The following is a 25465-nucleotide window of genomic DNA, read 5'->3' as shown; positions in this document are numbered from 1 at the left end:
GCTAACCGACGCTGCCCATGCCGCCGGCCGAGCACACGTGTGCAAGCGCTCGCGATAGGGCTGGCAGCGTGCTCGAATCGTAACGCGTCAGCGTTTTCCAGCTTTCGACACTCCGAGCCACCCGGCTCGGGCAATCAGGCGCGTCGCGCAGTGGTTGCACGCGCGCCAGCGCGGCGAGCATCGACTGCGTCAGTTGGTCGAGTTGCGGCCGCGTGCTGGTGGCGAGGTCCGGCGCGGGGCCGGCTGGTGCCCGCGACTTGCGCCACGATTCGAACAGTGCTGCTTGCACCTGCTTGCTCGCGTCGATTTGATCCTGGAAGAACGCTCTGGCGTAAGCCGGATCGATGCCAGCCGCGCGGGCTCGCTGTTCGACGTCCCCAAGCAGGGCGGCTTCGCGCGGGGCATCGGTGATCGGGCGGTGGTTCGCCCACTTCCATTGCGCGACGGGCACGGCGAGCGTCAGGCGCTGCGACGCCAAGGCAACGAGATTGATGATTGCGGTGTCGTCGCCGTCAGCGAGGGCGAGGTTGGACGCAACGCCGAGCGTGATGGAGAAGATGGCCAATGTGGCCACGCGAAGCAGAGTTTTCATCGGGAGAGGAGAGATGTGCGCGCCTGAGGGGGCACGCCACTGACGTAATGCTGTAACGAGTGGCGCGTCAGCGGGCGAAGCGCGCGTGTGCGTGGCTTAGCCGCCGCGTGCGTGCGTGAGCACCGCGCGCACGCGGCGGGCGCGGTGCGATTCGTTGCGCGGTACAAATGCCTCGCCGTGCACGCTTACTTGGGTTCGCAAGTTTTGCGTTGCTCGTCGAAGAATGCGCGGACGTGTTCGGGCAATTGGTCGCTCAAAAACTCGACGCCTACGGGTTCCTGATCGGGGCTCGCGACTTTGTCAGGGGGCGGAATTTTGGTTGGCTTGGCATCCATGATTTTCTCCTGGCACGAACCGATTATCTGACGCAGCTCTTACTTCTTGCCAGCGCCGAATCGCTTTTTTACCCTTTGTTGCATTAACGGCACACGCGAACCGACTTTGAAGCCCCGTTGATGAAAGTCAATCAAGCCCTTCTCAGCGGCTTTCCCGCTGCTTTCCAATGCGCGCTTGCCTTTGTGCCGCTTGTATTTCAAGGCAGTGTGCTGCCATGCGTGACGCGATTCCGTGCTGAGCCGCACGTGCCGGTAGCGGCCACGCTGATATTTCATCGCGCGGCCCGTGTCTCTTGGTTGATTGTCGGCGCTCCGTCTGTGCGGTAGTACGCTCTGAGGCTACGCATTCACGGAGCACGGCTGGATGCAGAGCCATGGTTCGCGTTGCGTGAAGCCACCCGTCATCTACGGCGACGCTTGTCCGAAGCACAAGCGGTAGACGCTGCTCAAGCCGTATGAGGCGCGCTGTGCGTGGCGCGTGGCATGCGCCCCACGCCGCGCACGGTTAGGTCAGGACTCAGGCGCCGGTGGCGGGCGCCGGCACATGGACGGGGCGGTCGAATTCGCGCGGCTTGCTGGCAACGTCGACATTGCCGTGGATGCGGGCCTGATGGCCGTCCGCGAACATGTAGTACGGGAACGGATGGCTCGGCTGCGAGACGGCGTCGAGCCGCGCCGTCAGCTCGGGATCGAGTGTGAAGTCGAGCGCATGCATCGATTGCTCGAGCTGCTCGGGCTTGGTCGCGCCCACGATGATGCTCGAGACGCCGCGCTTGTGATACAGCCAGTTCAGTGCGACCTGAGCCATCGGACGGCCCGCGTCATGCGCGACGCGCTCGAGTTCGGCGACGATGCGGAAGTTCTGCTCGGTCAGCTTGCCGAAGCCCGGCGGGGGCGCCGAGCCCGCGCTTTGGGCGCGCACCGTCTCGAGCCGGCCCACGCTGGCGCTGTCGCCTTGCGAGGGCTTGTACTTGCCCGACAGCAGGCCCATGGCGAGCGGGCTCCACGGAATCAGGCCCATGCCGAGTTCTGCGGCCAAGTCGGCGAACTCGTGCTCGGCGTTGCGCTCGACCAGCGAGTATTCGAGCTGCATCGCCGCAACGGGTTCGAAGCCGCGCCACTGCGCGAGCGTCTGCGCGCGCGACGCGAACCAGGCCGGCGTGTCGGAGAGTCCGACGTAGCGGATCTTGCCCGCTCGCACGGCATCGTCCATCGCGCGCATCACTTCGTCGACGGGCGTCATGCGATCCCATGTGTGCAGGTAGTACAGGTCGATGTAGTCGGTGCCCAGGCGCTTGAGCGAACCGTCGAGCGCGCGCATGAAGTTCTTGCGTTGATTGCCGCCGGCGTTCGGATTGCCGGCTTCGGCGTTGTAGCTGTATTTGGTCGCGATGACCATGCGATCCCGCAGGCCGCGCGCCGCGACGAATTTGCCGAGCCAGCGTTCGCTCGTGCCTTCGGTATAGAGATCGGCGGTATCGATGAAATTGCCGCCTGCGTCGGCGTACATGTCGAACAGACGTTGTGCGTTCGCCTCGTCCGCGCCCCAACCCCATTCGGTCCCGAACGTCATCGTGCCGAGCGAAATCGGCGATACGCGCAGGCCCGAGCGGCCGAGCAGGGTGTAGCGGTCCATCGTCATGGTCGTTCTCCGTATTGAATTCGAGTCGAATGAATCGATGGGCGTATCTTGCGCGCGTTCGCTTTGTGGAAAAATAGCGCCGGACTGCAAGAATTATGAAGCATGGCTTCACAAATGGAGGTCGCATGGACCCGGCTCATCTGCCAGCGCTCGTCGCTTTCGCGAGCGTCGCAAGGCACGAAAGCTTCACGCGCGCCGCGGCTGAAAGCGGGGTGTCGGCGTCGGCGCTGTCGCAGACGATTCGCGGACTCGAGACGCGGCTGCACGTACGCTTGTTCAACCGAACAACGCGTCGCGTCGCGCTGACCGAGGCCGGCGCGCGGTTTCTCGACGAGATCCGGCCCGCGCTCGCGCAACTCGAGTTGGCCTTCGATACGCTCGACGAGGCACGCGACGAGCCGGCCGGGACGCTGCGCATCAATTTGCCGCGCCCCGCGTGCGAGCTGCTCGTGATGCCGTACTTGGCCGAGTTCACGCGCACGTACCCACGCATCGCGCTCGAATTGACGCTCGACGATGGGTTGGCCGATCTTGTCGGCGACCGTTTCGATGCCGGCATCCGAATCGGCGAGCTGGTGGCGCGCGATATGGTGGCGATTCCGCTGTCCGGTGCACTGCGTATCGCCGTAGCGGGCTCACCCGCTTATTTCGCACGGTATCCGAAGCCGCTGGTGCCCGACGATCTCGTGCGTCACGATTGCCTGCGCTATCGCTTTTCCACGGGCGGGGGCATTTATCGGTGGGAGTTCTCGCGGCCCGGTGAGTCCGGGAGTGTCTTCGACGTGGAGACGCGGGGGACGTTGGTGACGAACGACTTGCGCACGATGGTGCTGGCGGCTGAGGAGGGTGTGGGGCTGCTGCATGCGTTCGAGGACAACGTGCGGCAGCAACTGGCCGACGGCCGGCTCGTGCGTGTGCTCGATGATTGGTGCCCGATGTTCGAAGGCTTTTTTCTCTATACGGCGAGCCGCAAGCAGATGCCGCCGAAGCTGCGGGTGTTCATCGATTTCTTGCGTGGCAAACAAGAGGTGTCGCGCGGGGTGCGATAAGCAACGGACGAAAGGGCGCCCCCAAACAAAAGGGCCTGTTACCTTGCTGAGTATGTCGATCGCGAAAAGGTGGGTAAGCTCACGGCTTGCGGCATCAGCGGTGCTTTCTCGACCCTTACGTAGGTAGCCAGAGAGAACTATCTAATGCGATTAATTCAATGCACGTTCAAGCTGAATAGTAAGCAAACGTCGGTACTTGCTTGTCCCGGAGTCGGGGGCTTGGCAGCTTTTTCGGGGCAAAGAGACGGGCGTGATAACCCAGCGGCGGCGGCCAAAGAAGACATTGGCCCGATTCCGAAGGGGACCTACTACATTGTGGACCGGCAATCTGGCCCTCGGACTACGTTTAAGGCGTACGGTACGGTGGAGGTTCAATGAGTGCTCGCGCAGGTAGGGCCGCGTTGTGGCTCGTGAACATAGCGTTGACGGTGGTTGGCGCCTGGTATCTGAACGAACTGATAGGCCGGCTTCCGTTCAATATGCCATATGCCGTCGATATGTTCATTCGTGGGGCGCTAAGGCTAGTTGGACATAGTGAACTGGCAAACCCGGACGATATGGAGGTGCTCGCGTGGCTTCTCTATTTCGTGGTGTCGTTGCTGTTCGTTGGTGGGCTGGTGTGGCTTGGCAATTGGGTAATTCGCGGCTATGTTTCGCGCCATTCGCATGCCGCGACTGACTGAAGCAGGTTTGGTGAAATGGGGCTTGTGCCGGTTAGATCCGCTTCTTTCTGCGAAACCCGCACCACACCTATCCAATGGCCAGGAATAGCGCTCCGACCGTTCCGCTAACCCAACTGACCGTCGAGAATGCTCTGCTTGCGGCGTCCCTTTTTGCTCTCGCGGTTGCATGGTCGCGCTGCTGGGCTTGCTGCTTGGCGTATCGAACGCGAGGCTGTGCCGCATAGTCGCAGGCATCCTTCAGGAACTGGCTAAAAGCGTCCGGCGGACCTTGTGGTGCCGCTGGTGTCTGGCGACAGTTGTCGTATCCGTCGAGTGCATCCTTGTAAGCATTGTTGGCCTGTCGCTCACCATATTGGACGTCCTCTACATACATCCAACCGGCCAATGCGCCGACCACCACGGTTAAGACCACCCAGATTCGAGTCCATCCGCCCATGTTGCTCCTCGACGCCATTTCGTTTGTACGTGGATGGTACGGGTGGCGGGAAGATTGCGCACCCAGCGGCAACAAGATTGACCGGAACGCCTAGACTGCCCCCAGAAAACAAAAAGCCCAGTCACGAGGACCGGGTTTTTCCGACATAAATGCCCCGCCGGCAGGTCGCAGGCGTTCCTTTGGGACGGCAAGACCCTCGCTTTGGGGCTCTGAGCGACGGCCAACGGCGCAAAGTCCTATATCTTCCAGTGCAGGCTCCACGGCGCCACAGTGCGCGTGACGATTAGCGGAACTATCGACCAGGTGCAGGACGAAGCGGGCCGCTCATGAGGCCTTCAGGCATTGTGCGAGCCATTTACGCCCCCCCAACCGGGCAGCGTCTGGTTGTGCTGCACGTGTTTGTGAAGAAGACGCCGCGTCGGGTCAACGAAACGGCCTACGTCCGGATAAAAGAGGATTGAGAGATGACTAACCTTGCAACCCTGAAGAGGCAACTGCTGGCCGACTTGGTCAGCCTGGCCGAGTACGAGGCGCAAGCACCGGAATTTGCCGTTGCGCGCGAATTCATCGCTGCGCGCGTGCGTGCCGGACTGACTCAGGAGCAGGTGGCCGAGAAGATGCAGACGACCCGATCGGCTATCGCACGCATGGAAAGCGGACGAACGATGCCGTCGCTGCGTACGCGGTCGCGTTACGCCGAAGCGACTGGAAGCCGCAAAGTAGTATGACCGCCGTCTGACGGTATCAGGCAGAAGCGGCGGGAGCAGGTGCGCCAACACTTGCCCCGCCTGGCCACAATGCGACCTTTAGTGGAGGTCCGTACCATGACAAAGAACCATTCTACAGAACGCATCACCATAGACGGATTTGAGCCCGTTTCCGTTGGCGACATCGAAAGCATCGCAGATATCACCCACGAGCAGGCGGAGGCAATGAGTGCGATCTTTCGCTGCATTTCCAGGCTGACAGATGACCGTGAAATCAAGAAGCTTTGCGAGCATGGAGCCCTGCAAGCCGACTTGCAAGCTGATGATATCGATGTAATTCGGGAGCGCGCGATGAAGGCCGGCCTCAATGCCCGCGGAGTGCGACATGGCTGACATCCGAGCTCTCACGACCGTCAGAGCCCCTATCGATGCAGGCGGCGTTCATACCCGCTCACTGACGGTTTCTGCAGGGCAGCCAATCTTGGATGCCTTGCAGGACGCGTCGTGTCACCTTGCAACTGCTCTCGATGCGCTGTGGCCGATAGCTTTGAATTACAAGGCGGACGAAGAGTCCCCTTATCCGGCAATTATTTCTGGGGCGATTGCCAAAGCGCTGATTGATTCTGTCCAGGCTGCTATCGAACAAGCCAACCGAGAGGCAGAAAATGAATAACGATGCTCAGGACCAACTTGTCCGCGAGGCACAGGCGTTGAGTACGTCCACAATGGGCTTACGTGTCGTCCGCGAGCAGTCCTTCGAGGTGGCGAACGAATCGCACATCGATGCGTTCTTTGGCATGTTGCAAAAGGTCGGGGCAGGTGTGACGGAGGTGTGCCATGCATGAGCAATCCACCGGTGACGACTTCTCCAACCCCGAAGTCATCGTGACCACCTACGGCGACAAGCGGTTAGGCTGCCTCGTTGACTGGCCTTGTCGGTTTGAGCAGGCATGGGACGGTCCCACGTTTGTCGTCATCCGTCCAGCAGCGACTGACGAACAGTTGCAAAAAGTATCGGACCGTTTCGGCATCGACATTGAGGAACTGCGCACTTTTCGAGCGACAAAGGCGAAGTAAGATCTTTCAGCACTTGCCTCAGCAGGGTAGGGTGAAAAGCTGAACACCTTCACCGGCTTGGGAGGGCTGTCGGTTCTGTTCTATCGCTGTGACGGCGACGAATGGCGCGTCTGGCCGAGCGGGATTATGGAGTGCCAGCCCTCTTGACCTCTCCAGGTGTCTCGACCTCGCGGACGTTTCGAGCACATCACGTAGTGATGCCACGAGCCGCGATTGATGAAATCCGGTTACATGGACCCAGAAAACAAAAAGCCCAGTCACGAGGACTGGGCTTTTTGCTGAATCTTTGGTGCCGGAAAGAGGAATCGAACCCCCGACCTTCGCATTACGAATGCGCTGCTCTACCGTCTGAGCTATTCCGGCATCTGCATCAGAGAAACGCGATTATAGAGACGCTTCGAGCAGGTTGGCAACCCCTTTTTTCATTTTTTTTCTTCGAGGTGGTAACTCGTCACGCGTTCGACCTCGTTCTTCGAGCCGAGGAACACCGCTACACGCTCGTGCAGGCTCTTGGGCTGGACTTCCATGATGCGCTGCGTGCCGTTCGTTGCGGCGCCGCCGGCCTGCTCGACGATGAACGCCATCGGGTTCGCCTCGTACATGAGCCGCAGCTTGCCGGGCTTGTCCGGGGTGCGCTTGTCGGCTGGGTACATGAAGATGCCGCCGCGATTCAGGATCCGGTGGACGTCGGCCACCATCGAGGCGATCCAGCGCGTGTTGAAGTCGGTCTGGCGCGGGCCCGTCTTGCCGTCGATGAGCTCGCCGATGTACCGCTGCACGGGTGGGTACCAGTGGCGCTCGTTCGAGGCGTTGATCGCGTACTCGCGCGTGTCTTCAGGAATGCGCAGGTTGCTGTGCGTGAGCACCCACGAGCCGAGCTCGCGGTCGAGCGTGAAGCAGTTCACGCCATTGCCGGTCGTCAGCACGAGCACCGTTTGCGGCCCGTAGACGGCATAGCCGGCCGCCACCTGCTGGGTGCCAGGCTGCAGGAACGATTCCTCGGTGGCCTCCTGACCGTCCGGGCAACGCAGCACCGAGAAGATCGTGCCGATCGACACGTTGACGTCGATGTTCGACGAGCCGTCGAGCGGGTCGAATACGAGCAGGTACTCGCCGCGCGGGTAATTGGACGGGATCGGGAACAGCTTCTCCATTTCCTCCGATGCCATCGCGGCGAGGTTGCCGCCCCATTCGTTGGCCTCGAGCAGGATTTCGTTCGACAGGATGTCGAGCTTCTTCTGCACCTCGCCCTGTACGTTTTCGCTGCCGGCCGTGCCGAGGGCGTCGCCCAGTGCACCCTTGCTCACGTGATAGCTGATGAGCTTGCAGGCGCGCGCGACGACTTCAATCAGCAGGCGCAGATCGGCAGGCAGGTTGTGCGTCTCGCGCTGCTGCTCGATCAGGAATTTCGAAAGGGTGGTACGTCGTTGCAAAGCCATTACGGTACTCCGGGAAGCATGAGAATGCCGCCGATTTTACTCGCCGCAGCGTGCGCGGCTCCGTCTTTTTGTGTCGGCGGGTGGCGTGACGTACGCCGTTGCGCGACTTGCACACCGAGCCGCCGCGGGCTGCCGTGGGCGCGCAGTGGGTGCGATACGCGAAAAAAAACCGGCACCGAAGTGCCGGTTCGTGCCATGCAGCCCGCTCCTGCGACGGGCGCAGCAGCAGGCGAAGGCCCTGCGTCAGGCAAGTGCCTTTTCGACGACTTCGCGCACGTCGCGCGATTTCACCTGGCTCGCCACACGCTCGAGCGCTTCGCGCATGCGCTCGCGCAACGCCGGCGTATAGCGCCGCCACAGCTCGAGCGAACGCGCAAGGCGCGCTGCGACTTGCGGATTGAGCGCATCGAGGGCGATCACTTGCTCGGCCCAGAACGCGTAGCCGGAGCCGTCTTCGGCATGGAACTGTGCCGGGTTGTGCGTGCAGAAGCTGAAGATCAACGAGCGTGCACGATTCGGATTCCTCAGCGTGAAGGCCGGGTGAGCCATCAGCTTGCCCACGACGTCGATGATGCGACGGTCAAGGCTGCCGCGCTGCATCGCCTGCATCGCGAACCACTTGTCGATGACGAGCGGTTCGTTCTCGAAGCGGCGGTAGAAGTCGTCGAGCGCGGGTTGGGCCGCCGCAGCGCCGGCCGTGGTGGCGGCCGCCAGCAAAGCTGCGAGGGCGGCGGCGCGGTCGGTCATGTTATTGGCGGCGTCGTACTGCGCGTTCGCCAGGCGGATTGCGTCGACCGGGTCGTCGAGCTCGGCCAGATAAGCGAGGGCGAGATTCTTCAGCGCGCGATGGCCGGTGGCCTTCGGCGTCGGCTCGTACGGGCCGCTCGCGGTATGGCGCTCGTACACGGCGAGCCATTCGGCGCGCAGCGCCGTGGCCAGACGCTTGCGCATGAACTGGCGCGCCGCGTGCACCGCCGCGGGATTGGACTCGGCCATCTGTTCGGCCAGATACGCCTCCGACGGCAGGATCAGGGCGAGCTCGCGGAACGCCGGCGACAGCGATTCGTCGGTCAGCACGCGCGCGAACGCGGCGACGACCGAATCGTCGAGTGAGAGCGGTTCGCTGGCTGCCGCACGCGCCGTCAGGGCGAGCAGTTCGCGCGTGGCGAGCCGTTGGCCGGCCTCCCAGCGGTTGAACGGATCGCTGTCGTGCGCGAGCAGGAAAGCGAGCTCATCGTTCGTGTAGTCGTACTCGACGACGACGGGCGCCGAGAAGTTACGCAGCAGCGAGGGCAGCGGCGCTTCGGCAACGTCGACGAACGTGAACGTCTGCTCGGCTTCGGTCAGTTCCAACACACGCGTCGTACCAGCCGCTTGCGTTTCGCCTTCGAGGCGCAGCGGAACATCGCGGCCGTCGCGACCGATCAGGCCGAGCGCGAACGGGATCAGGAGCGGGCCCGTTTGCGTCTCGCGCGCGGCCGGCGCGCAATCGCCGTAGTGCTGCGTGAGCGTGACGGCATAGCGGCGTTGGGCGCTGTCGTAGGCCGTGCGCACCGAGACGCGCGGCGTACCCGCCTGGCTGTACCAGCGCTCGAATTGCGTGAGGTCGCGGCCGTTCGCGTCGGCGAGTGCGAGACGGAAGTCGTCGCAGGTCACCGCTTGGCCGTCATGGCGCTTGAAGTACAGATCCATGCCGCGCCGGAAGCCGTCGCGGCCGAACAGCGTTTGATACATCCGCACGACTTCCGCGCCTTTCTCGTAGACGGTCATCGTGTAGAAGTTGTTGATCTCGACGTAGCTCTCGGGGCGTACCGGGTGCGCCATCGGACCCGCGTCTTCGGCGAACTGGAACTGCCGCAGCGCGCGCACGTCTTCGATGCGCTTGACCGCGCGCGCGGCTTCATCCGTGTCGCCGCCTTGCATGTCGGCCGAGAATTCCTGATCGCGGAACACGGTCAGGCCTTCCTTGAGGCTCAGCTGGAACCAGTCGCGGCAGGTGATGCGGTTGCCGGTCCAGTTATGGAAGTACTCGTGGCCGACCACGGCTTCGACGTTCGCGAAGTCGGTATCGGTCGCCGTTTCAGGATTGGCCAGCACGTACTTCGTGTTGAAGATGTTGAGCCCCTTGTTCTCCATCGCGCCCATGTTGAAGTCGCTGACGGCGACGATCATGAAGCGATCGAGGTCGAGCTCGAGGCCGAAGCGCGCTTCGTCCCAGCGGATCGAGTTGATCAGCGAATCCATCGCATGGCGCGTCTTGTCGAGATCGTGCGGCTCGACCCACACCTGCAGCAGCTTCTCTTTGCCCGAGCCCGAGCGGATGCGTTCTTCGATCGCGACGAGCTTGCCCGCGACGAGCGCGAACAGGTAGCTCGGCTTCTTGAACGGATCTTCCCATTTGGCGAAGTGGCGGCCATCGGGCAGCTCGCCTTCTTCCACGAGGTTGCCGTTCGACAGCAGGACCGGATAGGCGGCCTTGTCGGCACGCAGCGTGACGGTGTAGATGGCCATCACGTCCGGGCGGTCGAGGAAGTAGGTGATGCGTCGGAAGCCCTCGGCTTCGCACTGCGTGAAGAAGTTGCCGCTCGAGACGTAAAGGCCCGAGAGCGTCGTGTTCTCGGCGGGCTGGCACGCGCTCACGATGGTGAGCTCGAACGCGTCGGGCAGGTTCTCGACCGTCAGGCCGTGCTCGTGCGCGCGGTGCTCGGCATGCGGCACGCCGTTCAACGCCACGGAGACGAGCTCGAGCGCTTCGCCCATCAGCTCGAGGCGCGCACCGGGCGCGCCATCGGGGTTGCGGCGCAGGCGCATCGTGTTCTTGACGATCGTGCGCTCGGGCACGAGATCGAACTCGAGAGCGACCGAGTCGATGAGGAAGGCGGGCTGCGCGTAGTCGGCGCGGCGGATCACTGCAGGGCTGGCGGTATCGGACATGGCGGTTCGATGAAAGAGACCGTTCGGCTCGCGCGCTCGTGGCGGGCGAGGGGAGAGCCGGTCATTGTACAAAGGCCGCGCACATCGTGCTTCGTCGGAATGCGGACTTTCGAGGTGAGTCTCGGTCGGCGTATCATCGGATCAGAGCGCGCAACCGCTTGGGGGCGGGCGATGGACGAGACACATGAGGGAGTCAGAATGAAGTGGCAACGAGTTTGGCGCCTGCTGGCGCCGACGGTGGCGGCTGCAGCAATGCTGCTGTCGGGCTGCACGACCTACGTGACGACGCAGGTCACCGCCTTCTCGAATTGGAGCGGCAGCGATGCGACGCGCACCTATGCGTTCGCGCGCTCGGCCGAGCAGGAAAACAGCATCGAGCAAGCGACTTACGAGCGACTGGTGGCGAGCGAGCTCGAAACCTATTCCTTCAAGCCCGTGGCGCAAACGGCTGCCCATTATTTAGTGGGCCTGACTTACGAGCTTCACGGCGACATGGCGACGGTCACGCAGCCCGTCTTCTACGGTAACCCGTGGCCGAATCCGTTCTGGCGGCCGTTCGATCCATGGGGGCCGATCGGCCCGTTCCCGCCGCAGTACGTGAGCCAGAGCTATCCGGTCTACACGCATACGCTGGGCATCCGCATCACCGAGCAGGCGACAGGCCGTGAGGTTTATAAGGTGACGGCCCGTAACACGGACGAGGAGTCGTCGCTCGTGCGCGCGATGCCGTATCTCGTGCGCAGCGCGCTGGCCGATTTCCCGCTCGGCAACGGTGCCGTGCGGACGGTACGTGTTCCGCTCGACAAGCGCGGCGACGGTGGTGCGCTCTCGAACGAACGGCCGGTGGCGCCCGCCGCGGTCAGCGGCGCGGCAGCCGCAGCGCCGATGCAGTAACCACGATAGGCAGACGGAGCCGGCCTCGAGCCGCCGGCTCCACCATCAATCAGTGAGTTGCCCGACCGTCGAGCTCAACCGCCTACACGCAGAAAGGCGAGTGCGCCGAGCACGACGAACAGCACAGCCGCAACGGCGTGCACAGCGGCCGTGGGCAGGCGGTGGGCGAAGCGCTCGCCGAGCAGGATGGCCGGCACGTTCGCGATCATCATGCCGAGCGTCGTCCCGGCGACCACACCGAAGAAGTCGTGAAAGCGCGCGGCAAGCGCGATGGTGGCGATTTGCGTCTTGTCGCCCATCTCGGCGAGAAAGAAGGTGACCACGGTCGCGCCGAACACGCCGAGGCGGCTGCGCGCGATGCCGGCGTCGTTCGCGTCGAGCTTGTCCGGCACGAGCACCCAGATCCCCATGACGATGAACGATACGGCGAGCGCCCAGCGCATCACCGAAGGCGTGACCAGCGCGCCGAGCCAGGTGCCGATCGCACCGGCGAACGCATGGTTGGCGATCGTGGCGGCGAGTACTCCGAGCATGATGGGCACCGGCTTGCGATAGCGAGCGGCGAGCACGAGCGACAACAGTTGAGTCTTGTCGCCGATTTCGGCGAGCGCGACCGCTCCGGTCGAGATCAGAAAGGCTTGTTCCACTTTTGACGATTTTCCTCGGGCCGAGATGAGTGCGAGCGACGACCCATGGCGCAGCCGGGCCCTGAAGCGGCGCGCGCATGGATCATCGGTCTCGCCAGGCCAGAGGCTGCATCCGCCACGGCCGCGCAGGCCGAGTCTGTTGACGGACGCCCCCGCCGGTCAATCGCGGGCCTCGTGCGAGGTGCGAGCGGCGGGGCGGCTACTCCCCAATGAGGGGCGGATTCTACCACGGTCAGCCGGTGCCGCGCGAGTGGGGCGGGGCGGCGGGAGCGCGAACGGCTGATCGGTCGCATAAGGTATTTGTAATAGTGACGGCCCGCGGACAGTTTTCCCGATTCGTCGACGATTACCGCGTCGTGGGGATGAGACGAACGTGATCGCAACTGTCGATTTGTTCTGTTTTTAGCTCGGGATCTTCATGTATTATTGCGGCCGGCGAGTCCGGGCTACTCTACTCGTATCGCATTCGACTCGAAACAGCAGCAAGTTTTGCCGTATTCGGTTCTCGCATGCCGTTGTGCCCGGACAGCACAAACCAACAACCAAATATTGGACCAACCGGGGGTGTGGTACGCGAGAGTGCCGTAGAGGGCTGTCGTCGTTCGCATCTTTGCGCCTGCAAAAGGCGGTTTCGATTCGGAAAGCGAACACGATATGCTCGATCTGCGTTTGACCATCCCGGTCGCCCGCTGGTCCTTCTGGCCGGCTGCCGAGGCGAAGACGCCCGAGCTGCCGTTCGTCGAGCCGATCGTGCGCCGGCGTTTGAGTGCTCTCTCTAAAATGGCGTTGAAGGTCGCTTATGACTGCGCGGCCCAATACGACGCCGTACGCGTGATATTCGCTTCCCGGCACGGCGAATTGCGCCGCACCGCTTCCATCCTCGACGCTCTCGCGAGCGACCAACCCGTCTCTCCGACCGCATTCAGCTTGTCGGTCCTCAATGCCATGACAGGCATTTACGGCATCGTGCGCGGCGACCGCTCGCCGGCCACGGCCATCGCCGCGGGTGCCGAAACGCTCGGCTACGCCTTGCTCGAAGCTCACGCGCAATGGCACGCCGATCCGGCAACGCCGGTGCTGGTCGTCTATGCCGACGAGCCGGCCGATCCGCGCTACGGTCATGTCGATCACGAAGTCGGCAACGGTGCGCTCGCGCTGCTGCTCGATGGCGACGCGCCGGGGCATCTCGAATGCATCGCGCGCGGCGAGGCCGAGTCGACCGATGACGCTGCGTCGATCGCGCGCGGCTTCCCCACTCAGAGCGAGGCAGTGGTGCACTGCCTCGAGGCGCGCGCGCCGGCAGCATGGCGGGCCCTCGGACGTCACTGGCAATGGCACTGGCGCGAGGGCGGGGCGATATGAGCCGCACGTTCCTCGAGCGTTTCGACCACGGCTGGCGGCTCATCGCGACGGGCGCCGCGTTCGTGGGCTTCGGCACCTGCGGCGTGCTGTTCTCGGTCCTCGTCTTTCCGTTCGCCTGGCTGTGGCCGCATCGCGCGTCGCGGCAAGCCGCGGTCTCCACCGTCATCCACTGGTTCTTCCGCGCGCTCGTCGCCATGCTGCAAGTGATCGGCGTCATGAAGCTCGACGTGTCGGGCGTTGCCGCCTTGCGCGCGCGCGGGCCGGCCGTCGTCGTCGCCAATCACCCGACCTACCTCGACGTGATGGTGCTGCTGTCGCTGACGCCCCGCGCCTGCTGCGTCGTCAAGAACGCGCATTGGGGCAACCCGTGCTTTTGGGGCATCGTGCGCGCGGCCGAATACGTGAGCAATGCCGATCCGGCCGAACTCATCGAGGCCGGCGCGCGGCAGCTCGAGAAGGGCTACACGATGATCGTCTTTCCCGAAGGCACGCGCAGCCCGGGCGGCGATCGCCTGCATCCGTTTTCGCGCGGCTTCGCGCACATGGCCCTGAAGGCCGGCATTCCAATCCGGCCCGTGCTGATCGATTGCGACCCGCCGGCCTTTACGAAACAGATGCGCTGGTATCACGTGCCGACGCGCCCGTTCACGATGCGCATCGCCGTGCTCGAGCCGCTCGCACTCGACGCGCTGGCCGGCGACGACGCCTCGCCCGCGCTGGCCGCGCGCACCGTTACTCACGCAGTACAAGCACACATCACCGAGCATTTGTTTGTCTATGGATTCTTTAAAACTCGAAATTAAGCAGCTGTTGATCGAGGCGCTCGATCTTGAAGACATGAGCCCGGCCGACATCGACGACGACGCGCCGCTGTTCGCGACGGACGGCGTCGGCCTCGACTCGATCGACGCGCTCGAGATCGGCATCGTGCTGCGCAAGCACTATCAGCTCACGATCGCGGCCAACGACGAACGTACGCGCGAGCACTTTCGCTCGATCAACACGCTCGCCGCGCTGGTGCAAAGCCAGCGCAGCCTCGCACATGCCGACAACGCCACTGCAAAACAAGGGGAATAAATCGTGACGGACGCAGAGATCCTCGAGCGCATCCGCGCCATCTTCAATGAGAACTTCGGTATCGAGCCCGAGCGCGTGACGCTTGAAGCGCATCTTTTCGAAGAGCTCGATCTGGACAGCATCGATGCCGTCGATCTGGCAATCAAGCTGCAGGAGATGACGGGCCGGCGCATCAAGCCTGAAGAGTTCAAGACGGTGCGCACGGTCGGCGACGTGGTTGCCGCGGTCCAGTCGCTGCTTGCCGCCTGACTCGATGCAGGCAGCCCCGAGTCGCGCGCCGGGCAAGAGCCGCGGCGCGCTCGGCCGCCCTGCGCGCGCGCTTGCCCAGGTGCTGCTCAAGCTCGCCTATCCGGTCGTGATTCTGGCGGCTTGGCGTATCGGCGAGCCGCGCTATATCGGCCTCGCGCTGCTGGCGCTGCTGTGGTTGCAACGCTGGGTCGGCGCGGGCAGCGTAGCCGCGTTGCTCGCGCGCTTGAGCGCGCTCGAGTGGACGGTCGCGCTGGTGCTGAGCAGCGCCTCGGCCGCGATTGCGCTGACCGGCAGCGAGCTGTTGCTGCGCCTTTATCCCGTGTTCGTGAATGCGGGCATGTTCGCCGCCTTCGCGGCCACGCTTTTCAATGGCGGGCCGTCGATGATCGAAAAGTTTGCGCGGCTGCGCAAACCCGAGCTGTCGCCGCGGGCTGTGCGCCACACCCGTCGTGTTACGCAGGTGTGGTGCGCGTTCTTCGCGCTGAACGGACTCGTCGCGGCCGCCCTGGCGCTGGCCGGCTCGCGCGCGCAATGGGCGCTCTATAACGGTGTATTCGCCTATGGGCTCATCGGCGTGCTGATCATCGGCGAAGTCGTCTGGCGCCACGTTTTCGTGCTGCGTGCCGACACCCGTGAGCGGCAGGAGGCTGCATGATCGCTTTGCATGAGCTGTTGCACGCCCAGCGTGCCGCAGCAACGCCCGTGTGCGCCGACGGCGCTGGGTGCATCGATTTCGCCGCGTTCAAGGCACGCGTGGCCGCCGGCGTGAAGACGCTGCGCGCGCAAGCGGGCACGCGCATCGCCTTGTGCGTCGATGATCCGTTCGACTTCACGTGCGCGCTCTACGCGCTGCTTGCGAGCGGCAAGGACATCGTCATCCCGGCCACCGCCACGCCGGCCTATCTGGCTGCGCTCGGCGATGCCTACGACGCGTTGCTGACCGATGCGGACATGCTTGCGCTGTTTTCGGCTACTGCTGACGACGACGCGACCCGGCCGCTGCGCATCGACGCCCATGCGCGTCTGACGCTGTTCACGTCGGGCAGCAGCGGCGTGCCCAAGGCCGTCGACAAGACGCTGGCGCAGTTCGATGCCGAAGTGCGGACGCTCGAGCGGCAGTGGGGCGCTTCGCTCGGCGATGCAACGATGCTCGCGAGCGTGCCGCATCACCATATCTACGGCTTGCTGTTTCGCGTGTTCTGGCCGCTCGCGGCCGGGCGCGCGTTCGATCGCGCCACGTGTGGCGAGCCGCATCAACTGCAGGCTCGACTGGCCGCGTGCGGCGCGGCGGCCGTCGTCTCGAGCCCCGCGCATCTCGCACGCTGGCCCGCGTTGCCGGGTTTCGACACGCTGGCACCGGCACCGCGTTGGTTCTTTTCCTCGGGCGGGCCGTTGTCAGAAGATGCCGCGCTTGCCTATGGGCGCGCGTTTGGTGCCGCGCCTGCCGAGATCTATGGCAGCACGGAGACCGGCGGCATCGCGTGGCGTCAGCAGCATGCGTCGCCGGCCTGGCAGCCGATGCCGGGCATCGAAGTGAAGCGCGATGACGACGGGGCGCTGATGCTGCGCTCGCCGCATCTCGGCCATGACGACTGGCATCGTACCGACGATGCGATCGCGTTCGATGCCGATGGGCGCTTTCGTCTGCAAGGGCGGCTCGACCGCGTCGTGAAGCTCGACGGAAAACGCGTCTCGTTGCCCGAGATCGAGGCGCAGCTTGCGCGTCATCCGTACGTCGCGCAAGCGGCCGCGGTCGTATTGCCGGGCACGTCGCGCGAGCGGCTTGGTGTGCTCGTCGCGTTGACCGAGGCCGGTGGCCGGGCGCTTGGCGAACAGGGTCGTGTTGCATTCACCGGTGTGCTGCGCGCGCATCTGGCCGATTACGTCGATGCGGTCGTGTTGCCGCGGCGCTGGCGCTTTTGCTCGCAATTGCCGTTCGATGCGCGCGGCAAGCTGCCGGCCGCGGCAGTCGCGCTGGCGTTCGAGCCACGCGCCGAAGGCGTCGAAGTGCTCGCGCAGTGCGCGTACGACGGCGCGCATCACTACGAGTTGCGCGTGCCGCCGACGCTCGTGCATTTCGAGGGCCATTTCCCCCAGTTGCCGATTCTGCCTGGCGTCGTGCAGATCGACTGGGCCGTGCGCTTCTCGGCCGAGCATGTCGATGGCGTACGCGAGATTCGCTCGATCGACCGGCTCAAATTCATGGCACCTGTGCCGCCCGGCGCGGTGCTCCAGTTGACGCTGACGCCTGACAGCGCGCGAGCGCGCGTGCGTTTTGTCTATCGGCTCGGGACGCGCGAAAGCGCCTCGGGCCTTCTCGTCTATCGGGAGTGCGCATGAGCGTGCGGGCCGCCATCGTCATTCCGATCTACAACCACAAGGACGAGATCGGCGCGACGCTTGCCCGGCTCGCGCCGTACGGGTTGCCGATGTTCGTCGTCGATGACGGCAGCGATGCGGCGACGCAGGCGGTGCTGGCCGAGCTGGCACGCTCGCATGGTGCGCAGGTCGTGCTGCAGCGCCTGCCCGTGAACGGCGGCAAAGGTGCCGCCGTGATGGCGGGGCTGCGTGCCGCGTTTGCAGCGGGCTACACGCACGCGTTGCAGATCGATGCGGACGGCCAGCACGATGCCGCCGACGTGCCGCGCTTTCTCGACGCTGCGCAGGCGATGCCCGATGCGGTCGTGCTCGGGCGTCCCGTCTACGACGAGAGCGTGCCGAAGGCGCGTCTGTACGGTCGCTATCTGACGCACGTGTGGGTGTGGATCGAAACGCTGTCGTTCCAGATCCCCGATGCCATGTGCGGCTTCCGGCTCTATCCGCTCGAGGCCGCCTGCAAGCTCATCGACGATGTCGCCTTGCCCACGCGCATGGACTTCGACATCGAGATCCTCGTGCGGCTCGCGTGGCGGCGCTTGCGCTTTCACACGATCCCCACGCACGTGACCTACGCGCAAGGCGGCCTGTCGCATTTCGACGTCGTGCGCGACAACGTGCGCATCAGCAAGAGCCACACGCGCCTTGTCGCCGGCATGCTGCTGCGCTTGCCGCTGCTGCTCGGCTACAAGGTGTTGCCGCGGCGCGGCGCGGCGCCGGAGACCGGCGCGCACGCGAAAGCGGGACGCTGGTGGCGCATCGCCGAACGGGGCAGCCGTACCGGCATGCAGTTGCTCGCGCTGAGCTGCCGTCTGTTCGGCATGCGCGTCACCGGCCTGTTGCTGCATCCGATCGTCGCGTACTTCCTGCTGACGGGGCGCGCGGCGCGCAACGAGTCGCGCCGCTACTTCGCGCATCTGCAAGAGGCGTCGCCCGAGGGCGGCACGCCGGCGCCCGGTTGGGGCAGTGCCTACCGGCATATGCTCGCGTTCGCGCAGGCGGGGCTCGACAAGCTCGCCGCGTGGTCGGGACGCGTGACGCACGGCAAGGTCGCCTTCGACGATCCCGCGCCGTTCGATGCGCTCGTGGCGAGCCGCCGCGGCGCGCTCGTGATCGGCGCGCACCTGGGCAACCTCGAAATGACACGCGCGCTTGCCGTGCGCGGGGGCCAGGCCAAAGTGACGGCCGTCGTCTATACGGAACACGCACGGCGCTTCAACAGCGTGCTGGCCGGCGCGCATCGCGATTTCCGCTCGCGCCTGATCGAAGTCACCGATTTCGGGCCGCAGACGGCCATGATGATGCAAGAGCGCATCGACGCGGGCGAACTGCTCGTGATCGTCGGCGATCGCGTGCCCGCACACGAGGCGGGCCGCACGGTCGAGGCGCCGTTCCTCGGCGTGCCCGCGCTGTTCGCGCAAGGCCCGTATGTGCTTGCGTATGCGCTGGGCTGTCCGGTCTACACGTTCTTCTGCATCAAGCAGAACGGGCGCCACACGCTGTATTTCGAACCGTTCGCGCAACGCATCGAGTTGCCGCGCCGCGCGCGCGCCGAGCATCTGGCCGCCTACGCGCGACGCTACAGCGAACGGCTCGAACACTACTGCCGCAAGGCGCCGTTTCAATGGTTCAACTTTTTCGATTTCTGGGCACGGCCCAGCGGAGCGGCGAATGGCCGAACATGATTTGAGCGAGCCGAAGATGGCGAGTGCGCAGACCGCGCCGGTGGTGATCGGCGGGCGGCGCTTGACGATCGAAGAGGTCGTGGCGATCGCGCAAGGTCGGGCAACCGTGGCGCTGACCGGTGACGCCGCATGGCGCGAGCGCATCGAGCGCGGCGCCGAGTTTCTGCGCAAGCATCTGGCGGCCGGCGCGACGGTGTACGGCGTCAATACCGGCTATGGCGACGCCTGCGTCGTCGGCGTGCCGCCCGAACTTGTCGAGGCGCTGCCGCTGCAATTGACGCGCTATCACGGTTGCGGCATGGGCCGTTATCTCGAGCACGCCGAGACGCTGGCCGTCATCGTCGCGCGGCTCAATTCGCTCGCGTTCGGTTATTCGGGCGTGCGCGGCGTGCTGCTCGAGCGGCTTGCCGACCTCGTCAATCTGCGTATCCTGCCGCGCATTCCGGCCGAAGGCTCGGTCGGCGCGAGCGGCGATCTGACGCCGCTCTCGTACGTGGCTGCGGCGCTCGTCGGCGAACGCGAGGTCGCTTATGACGGCCAACTGCAGCAGGCCGCCGACGTGTGGGCGCAGCTCGGCCGCGCGCCGCTCGTGCTCGCACCGAAGGAAGGGCTCGCGCTGATGAACGGCACGGCCGTCATGACGGGGCTCGCGTGTCTGGCCTTTGCGCGCGCCGAACAACTGACGCGTCTGGCGGCACGCCTCACGGCGCTGTGCACGGTGGCGCTCGACGGCCGCGCCGCGCATTTCGACGCGCTGATCTTCGAAGCCAAGCCGCACGCCGGGCAGGCCGAAGCAGCGGCGTGGATTCGTGCCGACCTCGCAGGCCGCCACGATGCGCCCGAGCAGCGTCTGCAGGACCGCTACTCGATCCGCTGCGCGCCGCACGTGATCGGCGTGGCGTGCGACGCGCTCTCGTGGGTGCGGCGCGACGTCGAGAACGAGCTGAACAGCGCGAACGACAATCCGCTGATCGATCCCGATGGCGAGCGCGTGCTGCATGGCGGCAACTTCTACGGCGGGCACATCGCGTTCGCGATGGACTCGCTGAAGACGGCGGTGGCCAATCTGGCCGATCTGATGGATCGGCAGCTCGCGCTGATCGTCGACGACAAGTTCAACAACGGCTTGCCGCGCAATCTGTCGGGTGCCACGCCCGAGCGCGCGCCGATCAGCCATGGCTTCAAGGCCGTGCAGATCTCGGCGTCGGCGTTCACGGCCGAGGCGTTGAAGCTGACCATGCCGGCCAGCGTGTTCTCGCGTTCGACCGAGGCGCACAACCAGGACAAGGTCAGCATGGGGACGATCGCGGCGCGCGATTGCCTGCGTGTGCTCGAGCTGACGGAGCAAGTCGCCGCGGCGCACACGCTGGCGGCCGTACAGGCCGCACGTCTACGTCTGGCGATGAACCCGCAAACGACGCTGACGGCGCCGCTCGCGGCATTCGTCGACGAAGTGTCGACCGTCTCGGCTTTCGTCGGCAACGACCGCCCGCTCGAAGCCGAGCTGCGCGCGCTGACGGCCCGCATCGCGAGCGGTACGCTGCTCGGCACGCACGGCGAGGGCCATTGAGCATGGATCGGGCTCGTCAACCGCTGAGCGCGAGCGTACGCGTCGAGGTGCCGTTTCACGATGTCGACGCGATGAACGTGTGCTGGCACGGCCACTATCTGAAGTACTTCGAGATCGGCCGCTCGGCGCTGCTGCGCGTGTTCGACTACGACTATCCGCAGATGCAGGCTTCGGGCTATCTGTGGCCGATCGTCGAGGCGCATCTGAAATACGTTCGGCCTGCCACATACGGGCAGACGCTCGAGGTGCGCACCGAGCTGCTCGAATACCAGAACCGCTTGAAGATCGGCTATGCGATCGTCGACGCTGCATCAAGCCAACGTTTGACCAAGGGCTACACGATTCAGGTCGCCGTCTGCGCGGCGACGCGCGAGTTGCAGTTCGTCTCGCCGCCTGTCTTGCATGAGAACGTGGAGCGCGTATGGCTGCCCTGATTCGGACTCGCGCGCTGGCGCTGACCCTCGCACTCGGCATGCTGGGTGCGTTCGGCGGCCTTAGTGTGGCTGCGCAGGCAGCGACTGCCGCATCGGCGCCGGCCGCCAACACCGCCGACGACGCGCGCCTCGTGGCACAAATCACCGCGCTTCTGGCCGGCAAGCCAGGCGTGCGCGCGCAGTTCCGGCAGACGCAGACACTCGCCGCGTTGAAGGCGCCGCTCGTGAGCACGGGCTCGCTGGTGTTCTGGCGCGAGCGCGGCGTGCTCTGGCGTATCGACACGCCGTATCGCACGACCTACGTCATCGGCGATGTGGGCGTCAGCGAAATCGACGCGAACGGTAAGCGCGTCTCACGCGCGTCGCCGCGAGCGGGTGGCATCGCACAGGTGTCGCGCATGATGCGCGCGATGCTCGGCGGCGATCTGTCGGCGCTGTACTCGCAATTCGACGTGACCGCGAGCGGCACGCTGCGCGCATGGCGTCTCGAGCTCGCGCCGAACCAGCCGCAGCTCGCGCAGGCGATCAAGAGCCTGCATCTGGATGGCGACACGTTCCTGCGCACGCTCGTCATCACGGCCGCGAACGGCGACACGACGCGCATCGACTTTACCGATAGCGCCGCGTTCGATGCGCCGGCGCCGAACGAGCGCGCGCTGTGGGGGACACCCTGATGGAAGCGGTGCGATCGTCGGCACGCACGGGCGTGTGGGGCGTGCGCCTCGCATGGCTCGCGCTAGCACTCGTTGCCGCGCTGTATTGCGTGTGGCGCTTTACGGAGAGCTCGCCGCTGCAGACCAATCTGCTTGCGCTGCTCCCCAAGACCGAGGCGGACCCGGTGGCCGAAGAGGCCATCGACACGCTCGCGCAAGCGATGGGCGAGCGCACCGTCTTTCTCGTCACGAGCCATGACGCCGCGCGCGCGAAAGCCGGCGCCAAGCAGCTTGCGCAGACGCTTGCGGCCAGCGGTGCGTTCCGCAACGTCCTCGCGCAGCTGCCGCCGTTCGATGCGACGCAGATTCCGCGTTTTTACCTGCCGTATCGCTTCGGCTTGCTCAGCGATGCCGATCGCACGGCGCTGACCGAGGGTGGGGCGGCGGCGCTGCCGGGCATGGTGGCCGAGCGCCTGTTCAATCCGGTGCAGGCGGGTCTCGCGGCGCCGCTTGCCGACGATCCGTTCGGCTGGCTCGGGCGTTGGTTCGCGGGCTTGCCGCTCGCCGCATCGAATCTCGGGCTCGAGGACGGCATGCTGGTCGCGCATCAGGGTGCCTCCACGAGCGTGCTCGTGACGGCGGCGCTGCCGGGCTCGGCCTACGAGTCGGCCACGCAAGCGGCCGTGCGCAAGGCCACCGACCCTGCGCTGAACCATCTGCAACAGGCCATGCCCGACGTGCGCGTGGCGCGTGCGGGTGCCGTGTTCTATGCCGATGCCGCACGTCGTGCGTCCGAGCGCGACGTCCACTGGATCGGCATCGTCTCCGTGTGCGGCATCGCGTTGCTGATGCTGTGGGTGTTTCGCGCGCCGCGGCTCGTGCTGCTCGGTTTCGCGTCGACGGCGGTCGGCATCGTCTGCGCACTGGCCGTGACGATGCTCGTGTTCGGCGAGCTGCATCTGCTCACGCTCGTGTTCGGCGCGAGCCTGATCGGCGAAGCCGTCGATTATTCGATTCAGTATTTCGTGCTCTATCTAAGCGCGGGACGCGACTGGGATGCCAGGCGCGGTGCGCGCGAGGTGCGGCCTGCGCTCGCCGTGGCGCTTGCGACGAGCCTGCTCGGCTATGCGATTCTCGCGTGGGTGCCGTTCCCGGCGCTCAAACAGATCGCTTGCTTCGCGATGGCGGGCATCGCCACGGCGTTCGCGTCGGTCATGTCATTGCTGCCGGCGCTGCTCGTGCGTGCACCGCGCCGCGCGCCGCAACACTTGTTCGCCGGCGCTCGCGCGTTGCTCGAACGCTGGCATGCCGCGATCGGCGGGCGGCGCGCGTGGCTGGTGACTGCGCTCGTCGTGGCCGCGGCCGTGCCGGGCTGGCTGCGCTTGAGCAGCGACGACGATATTCACCTGCTCGTGCAGCGCGACCCGGGCCTCGCCGCGCAAGAGCGCCAGGTGCGCGAGACGATCGGCATCGAAGACAACGCGCGCTTTTTCGTCGTCAAGGGGGCGACGGTCGAACAGGTGCTGGAGCGCAGTGAGGCGCTCGGTGCACGGCTCGACGCGCCGCTCGAAGGGGCGCAACTGACGGGCTGGCAGGCGGTGTCGCAATTCGTGCCGTCGGCGCGCAAGCAGGCCGCCGATCGCGCCTTGCTCGCGCAGCGCGTGTTCGGCACGCCCGACACGTTGCGCGCCACGCTTGCTCAAGCAGGCTTTCGCGACGACGTGAGTGCGCACTACGCCGAGGCGTTCGCGCAAGCCGGCACGGCGCCCGTTACGCTCGATGCATGGCTCGCGACGCCATGGTCGCGGCCGTACCGCCATCTGTGGCTCGGTGCCACGCGTGCGGGCACGCCCGGCTATGCGGCGATCGTGCTGCCGCTCGGCGCCACGCCCGCGCAGCTGCCGGCGCTGGCCCAGCTCGCGCAGACGATGCCGGGCGTCGTGTTCGTCGACAAGGCCGCCAGTGTGTCGCGCCTGTTCGGGGCGTACCGCGTCGACAGCGGCTGGTGGCTCGCGGTGGCCCTCGCGCTCGTGATGGTCTTGCTGATGGTGCGCTACGGTCCGGCTGCCGGCTTCGCCGTGACGCTGCCGGTACTGCTCGCGTGCGGCGTCGCGCTCGCGGCGTTCGGCTATGCAGGCATGCCGCTCACGCTGTTCCATTGGCTTGCGCTGATGCTCGTGCTCGGCGTGGGCGCCAACTATGCGGTGTTCTTGCGCGAGGGCAGTGTGCGCGACCACGCCGATGTCGGTGCGGTATGGACAGGCGTCGTACTGTCGGCCTGCACCACGCTGCTGTCGTTCGGGCTGCTCGGCATGAGCACGATGCCCGTGCTCAAGAATTTCGGCGCCACGCTCGCGCTCGGCATCGCGGTGTCGGTGCTGCTCGCGCCGATCGGCATGCCGGCCGTCAGGAGAAGTCGATGAGTTCGCCCCGTGTTTATCTGCATGCGCTTGGCATGGTCAATGCGCTCGGCAGCGGGCTCGACGAGATCGTGCGTGGCCTGGCCAGCGGTATCGCGCCCGGCATGGGGCACGCGTCGTTGGGCGGCGCGCAGGGCGCGTTCGTCGGCCGCGTGACGGCGGCGCTCGAGCTGGCGCCGCCTGCGCATCTGGCACGCTACGACTGCCGCAACAACCGGCTGTTGCTGGCCGCGCTCGCGCAGATCGAGCCGGCCGTGCAGGCGGCGTGCGCGCGCTATGGCGCTGGCCGCGTGGGCGTCGTGCTCGGTACGAGCACGTCGGGTGTCGGCGCCGGCGAAGCGCATTTCCTGCCGCAAGCGAGCGAAGTGGCGAACGCGGGCAATGCTCCGTTCGACTACGTGCAGATGGAGATCGGCTCGGCAGCCCCATTCGCCGCGGCCGCCCTGGGTCTGGCGGGGCCGGCCTTCACGATCTCGACGGCCTGCACCTCGAGCGGCAAGGCGTTCGCGAGTGCGCGGCGGCTCATCCATCAAGGCTTCTGCGACGCAGTGGTCGTGGGCGGCGTCGACTCGCTGTGCGAGCTGACCGTGCGGGGCTTCGCCGCGCTCGAATCGACGAGCGTCGTGCGCACGAACCCGATGAGCGCCAATCGCGCCGGCATCAACGTCGGCGAGGCGGCGGCCGTGTTCCTGATGAGCCGCGACGAAGGGCCTGTCGCGCTCGTGGGTGCCGGCGAATCGAGCGATGCGCATCACATTTCGGCGCCCGACCCGAGCGGTGCCGGTGGTGAGCTCGCACTGCGCGCGGCGCTGCGTGACGCCGGCATCGCGCCCGAGTCGATCGGCTACGTCAATCTGCACGCAACGGCTACGCGCAAGAACGATGAGATGGAGGCCCGCCTGATGGCACGCGTGTTTCCGCATGGCGTGCCCACGAGCGGCACGAAGCCGCTGACGGGCCATACGCTCGGTGCGGCGGGCGCGACCGAGCTTGGCTTCGCGTGGCTCACGCTCGCGCGCGACGACGTGCCGCTGCCGCGCCATCTTTGGGACGGTGAGGCCGATCCCGAGCTGCCGCGGCTCGATCTGATCGAAGACGCGCGCTATCTGGCAGCAGGCCGTTACGTAATGAGCAACTCGTTCGCGTTCGGCGGCAGCAACGTGAGCCTCGTGCTCGGACGCTGACCTTTCGAACGGCAACCATG

At 65.5% G+C, this 25465-nt stretch carries 31 protein-coding genes, 1 tRNA gene, 1 pseudogene and 1 riboswitch; of the genes and pseudogenes, 23 read left to right on the top strand and 10 right to left on the bottom strand.

Translation table 11 applies throughout. From position 1 onward, the window contains the following. Position 1 precedes the first annotated feature (1 nt). The 3 genes from D7S89_RS06515 to D7S89_RS06510 all read right to left on the bottom strand — a co-directional run bounded on the left by D7S89_RS06515 (position 2) and on the right by D7S89_RS06510 (position 1203). The gene (locus D7S89_RS06515) at positions 2 to 592 is read right to left on the bottom strand and encodes a chorismate mutase (RefSeq protein ID WP_121276768.1); all 591 of its coding nucleotides are present in this window, start codon (positions 590 to 592) and stop codon (positions 2 to 4) included. A 185-nt stretch (positions 593 to 777) separates the two neighbouring features. Continuing rightward, positions 778 to 927, bottom strand: a complete 150-nt coding sequence (locus D7S89_RS27375; protein ID WP_183085111.1) for a hypothetical protein — start codon at positions 925 to 927, stop codon at positions 778 to 780. Between the two features lie 39 nt (positions 928 to 966). Further along, the gene (locus D7S89_RS06510) at positions 967 to 1203 is read right to left on the bottom strand and encodes a hypothetical protein (RefSeq protein WP_121276767.1); all 237 of its coding nucleotides are present in this window, start codon (positions 1201 to 1203) and stop codon (positions 967 to 969) included. A gap of 61 nt (positions 1204 to 1264) precedes the next feature. Here D7S89_RS06510 and D7S89_RS28265 point away from each other — a divergent pair. After that, positions 1265 to 1342, top strand: a pseudogene (locus tag D7S89_RS28265) (hypothetical protein); the annotation flags it as partial. Between the two features lie 102 nt (positions 1343 to 1444). On the opposite strand, the gene D7S89_RS06500 reads toward D7S89_RS28265, so the two are convergent. Next, on the bottom strand, positions 1445 to 2569 hold the full coding sequence (locus D7S89_RS06500) for an aldo/keto reductase (protein ID WP_121276765.1): 1125 nt from the start codon (positions 2567 to 2569) through the stop codon (positions 1445 to 1447). A 125-nt stretch (positions 2570 to 2694) separates the two neighbouring features. On the opposite strand from D7S89_RS06500, the gene D7S89_RS06495 reads away from it, so the two are divergent. The 3 genes from D7S89_RS06495 to D7S89_RS06485 all read left to right on the top strand — a co-directional run bounded on the left by D7S89_RS06495 (position 2695) and on the right by D7S89_RS06485 (position 4301). Continuing rightward, a complete protein-coding gene (locus D7S89_RS06495) occupies positions 2695 to 3618 on the top strand; it encodes a LysR family transcriptional regulator (RefSeq protein WP_121276763.1) in 924 nt (307 codons plus the stop codon). Between the two features lie 144 nt (positions 3619 to 3762). Continuing rightward, on the top strand, positions 3763 to 3996 hold the full coding sequence (locus D7S89_RS28115; RefSeq protein WP_121276761.1) for a tlde1 domain-containing protein: 234 nt from the start codon (positions 3763 to 3765) through the stop codon (positions 3994 to 3996). Beyond that, complete coding sequence (locus D7S89_RS06485; protein ID WP_245982728.1) at positions 3993 to 4301, top strand: hypothetical protein; 309 nt, start codon at positions 3993 to 3995, stop codon at positions 4299 to 4301. Before D7S89_RS28115 ends, D7S89_RS06485 begins: the two co-directional genes overlap by 4 nt. A 67-nt stretch (positions 4302 to 4368) precedes the next feature. Here D7S89_RS06485 and D7S89_RS27120 read toward each other — a convergent pair whose 3' ends face one another. Beyond that, complete coding sequence (locus D7S89_RS27120) at positions 4369 to 4737, bottom strand: hypothetical protein (RefSeq protein WP_147426602.1); 369 nt, start codon at positions 4735 to 4737, stop codon at positions 4369 to 4371. A 326-nt stretch (positions 4738 to 5063) separates the two neighbouring features. Between D7S89_RS27120 and D7S89_RS06470 the strand changes: the two genes are divergently transcribed. The 6 genes from D7S89_RS06470 (at position 5064) to D7S89_RS06445 (ending at position 6521) form a co-directional block, all read left to right on the top strand. Further along, the gene (locus tag D7S89_RS06470) at positions 5064 to 5198 is read left to right on the top strand and encodes a type II toxin-antitoxin system RelE/ParE family toxin (RefSeq protein WP_121276758.1); all 135 of its coding nucleotides are present in this window, start codon (positions 5064 to 5066) and stop codon (positions 5196 to 5198) included. A gap of 3 nt (positions 5199 to 5201) precedes the next feature. After that, positions 5202 to 5465 carry a helix-turn-helix domain-containing protein gene (locus D7S89_RS06465; protein ID WP_121276756.1) on the top strand — a complete coding sequence of 88 codons (264 nt, stop codon included), beginning with the start codon at positions 5202 to 5204 and terminating at the stop codon, positions 5463 to 5465. Between the two features lie 96 nt (positions 5466 to 5561). Continuing rightward, entirely contained in the window at positions 5562 to 5837 is a 276-nt protein-coding gene (locus tag D7S89_RS06460) for a hypothetical protein (protein ID WP_121276754.1), read from the top strand. Beyond that, positions 5830 to 6117: a hypothetical protein gene (locus D7S89_RS06455; protein ID WP_147426601.1), complete on the top strand. Its 288-nt coding sequence runs from the start codon at positions 5830 to 5832 to the stop codon at positions 6115 to 6117. The genes D7S89_RS06460 and D7S89_RS06455 overlap by 8 nt, the downstream gene beginning before the upstream one ends. Continuing rightward, positions 6110 to 6289 carry a hypothetical protein gene (locus D7S89_RS06450; RefSeq protein ID WP_121276750.1) on the top strand — a complete coding sequence of 60 codons (180 nt, stop codon included), beginning with the start codon at positions 6110 to 6112 and terminating at the stop codon, positions 6287 to 6289. Before D7S89_RS06455 ends, D7S89_RS06450 begins: the two co-directional genes overlap by 8 nt. Continuing rightward, positions 6282 to 6521 carry a hypothetical protein gene (locus D7S89_RS06445; protein ID WP_121276748.1) on the top strand — a complete coding sequence of 80 codons (240 nt, stop codon included), beginning with the start codon at positions 6282 to 6284 and terminating at the stop codon, positions 6519 to 6521. The genes D7S89_RS06450 and D7S89_RS06445 overlap by 8 nt, the downstream gene beginning before the upstream one ends. A gap of 287 nt (positions 6522 to 6808) precedes the next feature. Here D7S89_RS06445 and D7S89_RS06440 read toward each other — a convergent pair. From D7S89_RS06440 to pepN, 3 genes are all read right to left on the bottom strand, one after another. After that, a tRNA-Thr gene (locus D7S89_RS06440) sits at positions 6809 to 6884 on the bottom strand. Between the two features lie 59 nt (positions 6885 to 6943). Beyond that, positions 6944 to 7960 carry a class 1 fructose-bisphosphatase gene (locus D7S89_RS06435; RefSeq protein WP_121276746.1) on the bottom strand — a complete coding sequence of 339 codons (1017 nt, stop codon included), beginning with the start codon at positions 7958 to 7960 and terminating at the stop codon, positions 6944 to 6946. 243 nt (positions 7961 to 8203) lie between these two features. Then, complete coding sequence (pepN, locus tag D7S89_RS06430) at positions 8204 to 10894, bottom strand: aminopeptidase N (protein WP_121276744.1); 2691 nt, start codon at positions 10892 to 10894, stop codon at positions 8204 to 8206. A gap of 198 nt (positions 10895 to 11092) precedes the next feature. Between pepN and D7S89_RS06425 the strand changes: the two genes are divergently transcribed. Next, positions 11093 to 11788, top strand: coding sequence for a DUF4136 domain-containing protein (locus D7S89_RS06425; RefSeq protein ID WP_121276742.1), 696 nt, complete (start codon positions 11093 to 11095; stop codon positions 11786 to 11788). Positions 11789 to 11862: 74 nt separating this feature from the next. On the opposite strand, the gene D7S89_RS06420 is transcribed toward D7S89_RS06425, so the two are convergent. Continuing rightward, the gene (locus D7S89_RS06420; RefSeq protein ID WP_121276740.1) at positions 11863 to 12435 is read right to left on the bottom strand and encodes a TMEM165/GDT1 family protein; all 573 of its coding nucleotides are present in this window, start codon (positions 12433 to 12435) and stop codon (positions 11863 to 11865) included. A gap of 81 nt (positions 12436 to 12516) precedes the next feature. Next, positions 12517 to 12655, bottom strand: a riboswitch (yybP-ykoY riboswitch). Positions 12656 to 12858: 203 nt separating this feature from the next. Beyond that, positions 12859 to 13086: a DUF5374 domain-containing protein gene (locus D7S89_RS28260; protein WP_220702123.1), complete on the bottom strand. Its 228-nt coding sequence runs from the start codon at positions 13084 to 13086 to the stop codon at positions 12859 to 12861. A gap of 3 nt (positions 13087 to 13089) precedes the next feature. Between D7S89_RS28260 and D7S89_RS06415 the strand changes: the two genes are divergently transcribed. The 12 genes from D7S89_RS06415 to D7S89_RS06360 are packed head-to-tail and all read left to right on the top strand — an operon-like array spanning position 13090 to position 25445. After that, positions 13090 to 13797: a beta-ketoacyl synthase chain length factor gene (locus tag D7S89_RS06415; protein WP_121276738.1), complete on the top strand. Its 708-nt coding sequence runs from the start codon at positions 13090 to 13092 to the stop codon at positions 13795 to 13797. Then, positions 13794 to 14600, top strand: coding sequence for a lysophospholipid acyltransferase family protein (locus D7S89_RS06410; protein WP_121276736.1), 807 nt, complete (start codon positions 13794 to 13796; stop codon positions 14598 to 14600). The genes D7S89_RS06415 and D7S89_RS06410 overlap by 4 nt, the downstream gene beginning before the upstream one ends. Then, on the top strand, positions 14575 to 14874 hold the full coding sequence (locus D7S89_RS06405; RefSeq protein WP_121276734.1) for a phosphopantetheine-binding protein: 300 nt from the start codon (positions 14575 to 14577) through the stop codon (positions 14872 to 14874). The genes D7S89_RS06410 and D7S89_RS06405 overlap by 26 nt, the downstream gene beginning before the upstream one ends. Before the next feature lie 3 nt (positions 14875 to 14877). Further along, entirely contained in the window at positions 14878 to 15123 is a 246-nt protein-coding gene (locus tag D7S89_RS06400; RefSeq protein WP_121276732.1) for an acyl carrier protein, read from the top strand. 4 nt (positions 15124 to 15127) lie between these two features. Then, a complete protein-coding gene (locus D7S89_RS06395; protein ID WP_121276731.1) occupies positions 15128 to 15778 on the top strand; it encodes a COG4648 family protein in 651 nt (216 codons plus the stop codon). Beyond that, complete coding sequence (locus D7S89_RS06390; RefSeq protein WP_121276729.1) at positions 15775 to 17463, top strand: ApeI family dehydratase; 1689 nt, start codon at positions 15775 to 15777, stop codon at positions 17461 to 17463. Before D7S89_RS06395 ends, D7S89_RS06390 begins: the two co-directional genes overlap by 4 nt. Next, positions 17460 to 19184 carry a glycosyltransferase family 2 protein gene (locus tag D7S89_RS06385; protein ID WP_121276727.1) on the top strand — a complete coding sequence of 575 codons (1725 nt, stop codon included), beginning with the start codon at positions 17460 to 17462 and terminating at the stop codon, positions 19182 to 19184. Before D7S89_RS06390 ends, D7S89_RS06385 begins: the two co-directional genes overlap by 4 nt. Then, positions 19171 to 20754, top strand: coding sequence for an HAL/PAL/TAL family ammonia-lyase (locus D7S89_RS06380; RefSeq protein ID WP_121276725.1), 1584 nt, complete (start codon positions 19171 to 19173; stop codon positions 20752 to 20754). The genes D7S89_RS06385 and D7S89_RS06380 overlap by 14 nt, the downstream gene beginning before the upstream one ends. Before the next feature lie 2 nt (positions 20755 to 20756). After that, on the top strand, positions 20757 to 21188 hold the full coding sequence (locus D7S89_RS06375) for an acyl-CoA thioesterase (RefSeq protein ID WP_121276723.1): 432 nt from the start codon (positions 20757 to 20759) through the stop codon (positions 21186 to 21188). Then, positions 21176 to 21862: an outer membrane lipoprotein carrier protein LolA gene (locus D7S89_RS06370; protein WP_121276721.1), complete on the top strand. Its 687-nt coding sequence runs from the start codon at positions 21176 to 21178 to the stop codon at positions 21860 to 21862. Before D7S89_RS06375 ends, D7S89_RS06370 begins: the two co-directional genes overlap by 13 nt. Continuing rightward, positions 21862 to 24264: an MMPL family transporter gene (locus D7S89_RS06365; RefSeq protein WP_121276719.1), complete on the top strand. Its 2403-nt coding sequence runs from the start codon at positions 21862 to 21864 to the stop codon at positions 24262 to 24264. Before D7S89_RS06370 ends, D7S89_RS06365 begins: the two co-directional genes overlap by 1 nt. After that, a complete protein-coding gene (locus tag D7S89_RS06360) occupies positions 24261 to 25445 on the top strand; it encodes a beta-ketoacyl-[acyl-carrier-protein] synthase family protein (protein WP_121276717.1) in 1185 nt (394 codons plus the stop codon). The genes D7S89_RS06365 and D7S89_RS06360 overlap by 4 nt, the downstream gene beginning before the upstream one ends. Positions 25446 to 25465: the final 20 nt, after the last annotated feature.

The sequence above is a fragment of the Trinickia fusca genome, assembly GCF_003628145.1.
Taxonomy (GTDB): domain Bacteria; phylum Pseudomonadota; class Gammaproteobacteria; order Burkholderiales; family Burkholderiaceae; genus Trinickia; species Trinickia fusca.
The sequence above is the reverse complement of the archived record's forward strand: the minus strand, read 5'-3'. Positions and strand labels throughout refer to the sequence as shown.

What these genes read in the sequence shown, in the direction of transcription:
- D7S89_RS06485 (WP_245982728.1), top strand. Translation starts at nt 3,993, where the DNA reads ATGAGTGCTCGCGCAGGTAGGGCCGCGTTGTGGCTCGTGAACATAGCG.
- D7S89_RS06465 (WP_121276756.1), top strand. Translation starts at nt 5,202, where the DNA reads ATGACTAACCTTGCAACCCTGAAGAGGCAACTGCTGGCCGACTTGGTC.
- D7S89_RS06510 (WP_121276767.1), bottom strand. Translation starts at nt 1,203, where the DNA reads ATGAAATATCAGCGTGGCCGCTACCGGCACGTGCGGCTCAGCACGGAA.
- D7S89_RS06370 (WP_121276721.1), top strand. Translation starts at nt 21,176, where the DNA reads ATGGCTGCCCTGATTCGGACTCGCGCGCTGGCGCTGACCCTCGCACTC.
- pepN (WP_121276744.1), bottom strand. Translation starts at nt 10,894, where the DNA reads ATGTCCGATACCGCCAGCCCTGCAGTGATCCGCCGCGCCGACTACGCG.
- D7S89_RS06470 (WP_121276758.1), top strand. Translation starts at nt 5,064, where the DNA reads ATGAGGCCTTCAGGCATTGTGCGAGCCATTTACGCCCCCCCAACCGGG.
- D7S89_RS06365 (WP_121276719.1), top strand. Translation starts at nt 21,862, where the DNA reads ATGGAAGCGGTGCGATCGTCGGCACGCACGGGCGTGTGGGGCGTGCGC.
- D7S89_RS06405 (WP_121276734.1), top strand. Translation starts at nt 14,575, where the DNA reads ATGGATTCTTTAAAACTCGAAATTAAGCAGCTGTTGATCGAGGCGCTC.
- D7S89_RS27375 (WP_183085111.1), bottom strand. Translation starts at nt 927, where the DNA reads ATGGATGCCAAGCCAACCAAAATTCCGCCCCCTGACAAAGTCGCGAGC.
- D7S89_RS06445 (WP_121276748.1), top strand. Translation starts at nt 6,282, where the DNA reads ATGCATGAGCAATCCACCGGTGACGACTTCTCCAACCCCGAAGTCATC.
- D7S89_RS06425 (WP_121276742.1), top strand. Translation starts at nt 11,093, where the DNA reads ATGAAGTGGCAACGAGTTTGGCGCCTGCTGGCGCCGACGGTGGCGGCT.
- D7S89_RS06395 (WP_121276731.1), top strand. Translation starts at nt 15,128, where the DNA reads ATGCAGGCAGCCCCGAGTCGCGCGCCGGGCAAGAGCCGCGGCGCGCTC.
- D7S89_RS06385 (WP_121276727.1), top strand. Translation starts at nt 17,460, where the DNA reads ATGAGCGTGCGGGCCGCCATCGTCATTCCGATCTACAACCACAAGGAC.
- D7S89_RS06410 (WP_121276736.1), top strand. Translation starts at nt 13,794, where the DNA reads ATGAGCCGCACGTTCCTCGAGCGTTTCGACCACGGCTGGCGGCTCATC.
- D7S89_RS06360 (WP_121276717.1), top strand. Translation starts at nt 24,261, where the DNA reads ATGAGTTCGCCCCGTGTTTATCTGCATGCGCTTGGCATGGTCAATGCG.
- D7S89_RS06415 (WP_121276738.1), top strand. Translation starts at nt 13,090, where the DNA reads ATGCTCGATCTGCGTTTGACCATCCCGGTCGCCCGCTGGTCCTTCTGG.
- D7S89_RS06390 (WP_121276729.1), top strand. Translation starts at nt 15,775, where the DNA reads ATGATCGCTTTGCATGAGCTGTTGCACGCCCAGCGTGCCGCAGCAACG.
- D7S89_RS06455 (WP_147426601.1), top strand. Translation starts at nt 5,830, where the DNA reads ATGGCTGACATCCGAGCTCTCACGACCGTCAGAGCCCCTATCGATGCA.
- D7S89_RS06500 (WP_121276765.1), bottom strand. Translation starts at nt 2,569, where the DNA reads ATGACGATGGACCGCTACACCCTGCTCGGCCGCTCGGGCCTGCGCGTA.
- D7S89_RS06450 (WP_121276750.1), top strand. Translation starts at nt 6,110, where the DNA reads ATGAATAACGATGCTCAGGACCAACTTGTCCGCGAGGCACAGGCGTTG.
- D7S89_RS27120 (WP_147426602.1), bottom strand. Translation starts at nt 4,737, where the DNA reads ATGGGCGGATGGACTCGAATCTGGGTGGTCTTAACCGTGGTGGTCGGC.
- D7S89_RS06495 (WP_121276763.1), top strand. Translation starts at nt 2,695, where the DNA reads ATGGACCCGGCTCATCTGCCAGCGCTCGTCGCTTTCGCGAGCGTCGCA.
- D7S89_RS06435 (WP_121276746.1), bottom strand. Translation starts at nt 7,960, where the DNA reads ATGGCTTTGCAACGACGTACCACCCTTTCGAAATTCCTGATCGAGCAG.
- D7S89_RS06460 (WP_121276754.1), top strand. Translation starts at nt 5,562, where the DNA reads ATGACAAAGAACCATTCTACAGAACGCATCACCATAGACGGATTTGAG.
- D7S89_RS28115 (WP_121276761.1), top strand. Translation starts at nt 3,763, where the DNA reads ATGCGATTAATTCAATGCACGTTCAAGCTGAATAGTAAGCAAACGTCG.
- D7S89_RS06375 (WP_121276723.1), top strand. Translation starts at nt 20,757, where the DNA reads ATGGATCGGGCTCGTCAACCGCTGAGCGCGAGCGTACGCGTCGAGGTG.
- D7S89_RS06515 (WP_121276768.1), bottom strand. Translation starts at nt 592, where the DNA reads ATGAAAACTCTGCTTCGCGTGGCCACATTGGCCATCTTCTCCATCACG.
- D7S89_RS06380 (WP_121276725.1), top strand. Translation starts at nt 19,171, where the DNA reads ATGGCCGAACATGATTTGAGCGAGCCGAAGATGGCGAGTGCGCAGACC.